This is a genomic window from bacterium (assembly GCA_021158245.1).
Lineage (GTDB): Bacteria > Zhuqueibacterota > QNDG01 > QNDG01 > QNDG01 > QNDG01.
The window spans coordinates 1-4,207 of sequence record JAGGVB010000207.1 but is presented as its reverse complement, the minus strand read 5'-3'; the positions used below and the strand labels follow the sequence as shown (position 1 = coordinate 4,207).

The 4,207-nt window shown below is 41.3% G+C and carries 4 protein-coding genes; 2 read left to right on the top strand and 2 right to left on the bottom strand.

Annotated elements, in window-relative coordinates; genetic code table 11:
- Both J7K93_12740 and J7K93_12735 read right to left on the bottom strand, forming a co-directional pair.
- Positions 1-217: NADH:ubiquinone reductase (Na(+)-transporting) subunit B (locus J7K93_12740; GenBank protein MCD6117876.1), on the bottom strand; the 217-nt coding region annotated here is incomplete at its 3' end.
- Entirely contained in the window at positions 214-1,572 is a 1,359-nt protein-coding gene (locus J7K93_12735; protein MCD6117875.1) for a Na(+)-translocating NADH-quinone reductase subunit A, read from the bottom strand. The genes J7K93_12740 and J7K93_12735, both read right to left, overlap by 4 nt.
- A 634-nt stretch (positions 1,573-2,206) precedes the next feature.
- Between J7K93_12735 and dusB the strand changes: the two genes are divergently transcribed.
- Positions 2,207-3,169, top strand: coding sequence for a tRNA dihydrouridine synthase DusB (gene dusB / locus J7K93_12730; GenBank protein ID MCD6117874.1), 963 nt, complete (start codon positions 2,207-2,209; stop codon positions 3,167-3,169).
- A gap of 15 nt (positions 3,170-3,184) precedes the next feature.
- A partial coding sequence (locus J7K93_12725; GenBank protein MCD6117873.1) for a hypothetical protein occupies positions 3,185-4,207 on the top strand: 1,023 nt, incomplete at its 3' end.

Here is a 4,207-nt window from a genome sequence, read left to right as displayed (position 1 = left end):
ATGCCATAATTACAGCCGGAACCATTGCAACAACCACCATTATCATCATTCTCTTAAAATCGAGAAAATCCCTTACATGAGGAGCGCTCCGGGTTCTTTCATCAGTGGAAAAAAGAAAAGAGTCCAGCGCCTCGTAAAGAGGAAAAAGGCGCCGGAGTTTTCCTCCCGGCTGAAAATCTTTTTCATTTTTTTTCAGAATGGAACGTAAAAAATTCACAGTCCTTCCTTCTCAATTTCAGTTAATACGTTTCTTAAATTCTTACCGTGGTCAATCTTTGCGGGGCATACAAATGACAGAAGCGCAATATCCTCTTCCGTAAAATGAAGACAACCCAGATTTATTGAATCGTCAATATCTCCCACAGCAAGAGCTCGCAGAAGATAAACCGGTTCGGTTCTGAAAACATTTACTTTTTCAAAGCTTTTAACAGGAAAAACAGCCCTTATTCCGCCGTTAAGAGCAGTATTGAACCGGAACTTTTTGTTCGGCAGAATTTTAGATGCAGTAACGTTCAGAACAGAATAAACATCAAACCCCGGCCTGAGCCACCCGAGAAAGGGCCTTTTTACATCGTCGGATATAACAGTAATCTGATTGTGAAACATGCCGAGATAACCGGCTTCTTTTTCAGCAGTATGCCCGTTAAACACTGATCCGGAAATAATGCGTAATTTATTTCCCGACAGATTATCCTTTAAAAGTCCGCTTATGTGTGAGCCTTTTCTTACGCGGAAAATCCCGGGATTTTTTACTTCCGGCCCTGCAATGGAAATAATTTTAAATTCCGGCAGACTGCCTGTTAAAAAGAGCCGGCCAATGTCTGCAGTACTCTGTGCGTTTATGTACCACACTTTTTTAGATTTAGTAACAGGATCAAGAAAATAGATGTGAGTACCGGGGTTGCCTGCAGGATGCGGGCCTGAGAAAAAGTGAACCTGAACGCGCTTATAATCGGGCTCAGGCACTATGCTGTTCTGTTTTTTGCACAAAAACAGAGTGCCATTAGTAAGTCGGGATAAGATTTCAATGCCTGCAAGAAATTCTTCTTCACGGCCTTTAATTGTAATGTCCGTATCAGGAGCGAGAGGATTTGTATCTGTTGCATAAATAAAAATTGAATGAGGAAATATTTCAGGGTCTGCAATTTTGCCGAAAGGTCTCTGCCGTATTGCAGTCCATAATCCCGATTGTGTAAGAATGTCTTTTATTTCCGATGCATTGAGTTCCCCGAGTTTTTCCCGTTTATAAAAAGGGAATTTAATCTCATCATTGCCTGAATCAAGTTCAACAACAACAGAAACGAGCTTTCTTTTTTGTCCGCGGTTTATTTCCGTAACAGTGCCTGATCCGAAGGATGTAAATTTAACAGAGGGTTTTTTCCTGTCAAAAAACAGAACCTGGCCTTTTTTAACCTTTTCCCCTTGTTTTACAACTATTTTTGGGCTTATGCCTGTAAAATCACTTCCCAGCAGCGCTGTTCTTGAAGTTTCCGTAAGATCCCTGATCTCCCCCTGATCAGGTTTTCCTGCAATGGGGAGATCAAGCCCCTGTCTGATTTTAATAAGATTCATTATCCGCTCTGATTTTTTGCTGTAATGAAAAAAGTTTTGCTGATCAGGCAGTGGCCTGACACGTCCGGCAGTAGCCGGACACAGTCCTATGCAGTGGCCTGACAATGATAAGCTATAATTAAACAATTATAGGCCAATAAATCAATTTAATTATGTAAAATTATTTCAGCGCCGCTGCTTAATTCATAAAATTCCCCGACAGTCAGGACACTGTCAATTCTTTTGTCATGAAATAGGTTGTCATTATCCACGAATCCATCCACTAATTATACGAATTAAAGATAAATTAACGGAAATTTTCAGATGCCGGCAAAGAAAATTCAATCCTGTCATGCACTCCCGGTGAAATCGGGGGGCATCCAGAGGTGGGGTGGGGAGTGGTAAATACAACCCCCCGAAACCCCTGGTTTCCCGCTAAAAACATGCGGGAAAGACTCCCCCGGAGATCTGTTGTGGCGAAATATTAAATGAAGAAGATAAAAGGCTGTCATTACATTTGGACATGGTTTGTAATAATTTTTAATTAAATTTTCAGGAAAAAACATTAAATACAAGTTCCTTAAATTTTCTGGAGGTGCCGGTTGTATAATAAAAAAGCTTGCAAGAAATTAATTATTATTGTAGATTAAAATTAATGAATATCGGTTATCTTGAGCTGAAAACAAGATCAATTCTTGCACCTCTTGCAGGAGCGGCAGACAGGCCGTTCAGGCTAATAGTCAAACAAGAGGGTGTCGGGCTCATGTTTTCAGAACTGATCAGCAGTGACGGTCTGGTGCATGACAGCCCTGGTACAAAGAAACTCTGTAATATTTTACCGGAAGAGAGGCCCTTAGGGCTTCAGATTTTCGGGAGCGACCCCTCTGTTATGGACCAGGCAGCTTCCATTGTAGAAAAGTTTAAACCTGACCTGATTGATGTAAATTTCGGCTGCCCGGTAAAAAAGGTGGTTAAAAGAGGGGCGGGTGCAGCTCTTTTAAAAGATCTTGATTTGCTGTATGAAATAGCAAAAAGTGTTGTAGATTCGGTATCAATAACAGTAACGGCAAAAATCAGAAGCGGATGGGATGTAGATTCCATTGTAGCGCCGAGAGCAGCGGAACTTCTGGAAAAGGCCGGGGTAAAGGCAATTACTGTTCACCCCAGAACGAGAAGTGCCGGATTTTCCGGACAAGCGGACTGGTCAGTGATCAAAGAAGTTAAAGAAGCTGTTTCTGTGCCTGTAATAGGTAACGGTGATATAAACAGCCCTGAAGACGCTGAAGAAATGATTAAAAGTACCGGATGTGATTTTGTAATGGTAGGAAGAAGTGCTCTCGGCAGGCCGTGGATTTTCCGCCAAATTGACCATTATCTGTCAACCGGTGAAAAGCTGCCTGAGCCGTCAAACACTGAAAAAATAGATGTATGCATAAAACATTTTAATATTACAAGAAAAACTGAAGATGAACATAGCGCTGTAAAAGAGATGCGAAAGCATATTGCGTGGTATGTGAGAGGAATGAGAAACAGTTCGAGGCTGCGGGGAGAAGTATTTAAACTCACTGAACCTGAAGATGTTGTACGAATGTTAAAAGAATTCCAAAAAGAGCTTTAATTAAGGGAGGGAAAAATGAAAAAAGCTGTATTTGCAGCTGTGATTGTGTTCCTGTTTTGCGGAGCAGGTTTTTCTCAATGGTCCGGTTACTATCCCACAGGAGAAAAAAATGAACTTGACGGAGGAATAGGAATAACGTGGATTGATAATCAGGCTTATTATCAAATCAGCTTTCAGCCTGACATATCAATCGGAAAGTTTGGTATCGGCCTCGGGTTGAACCTTCTCTATAATGTAAACACAGGAAAGATAAGGTCGCAGGACTGGGATTCAGGATATGATTACGCGAGAATAATAAGATATCTGCGGTATGGATACAAGGGAGATCCCTTTTATGCAAGAGTCGGAGCGATTGACGGCTACACTTTGGGCCACGGCCTTATAATGAGTTATTACAACAACCAGATAAATTATGACAGACGTAAACTCGGTATGGCCTTTGATTTGGATTTGGGTGTCTTCGGTTTTGAAACATTTACAAACAATCTGGGCAGGTTTGAAGTTGCAGGAGGCAGGATGTACCTGCGTCCTATGTATAAATCAAATCTCTTTCTTTTTAAGAATCTCGGATTCGGGGCGTCTTATGTAACTGACCTTGATCCTGATTCATGGAAAGCAAGTGACGATAAAGTGTCGGAGTGGGGCCTGGATGTTGAATTGCCTTTAATTAAATCAAAGTTTTTTAACTTGATTACGTACTTTGATCATGCACAGATTACAGATTACGGCAGCGGGCAGTCTTATGGTTTTAAAGCAGACTTGAATCACATGGAAAGTATTCTGGATTTTCAATTTATTTTTGAGAGAAGAATTCTCGGCAGAGAGTTTATCTCTAATTATTTCGGCCCATTTTATGAGATTCTCAGAAATACCTCGCTTGGCGAATTGATGGAGTATTACGAATCTCTCGGCGGGGATGACTCCAAGTTCAGGGATGCACTTTATGGGATTCCTGTAAACAAGCAGATGCTGCTTCCCATGATGACTGAAAAGAGAAAAGGGTGGTTCGGTGCAATGCGGTTCAATTTTCTGCACCTT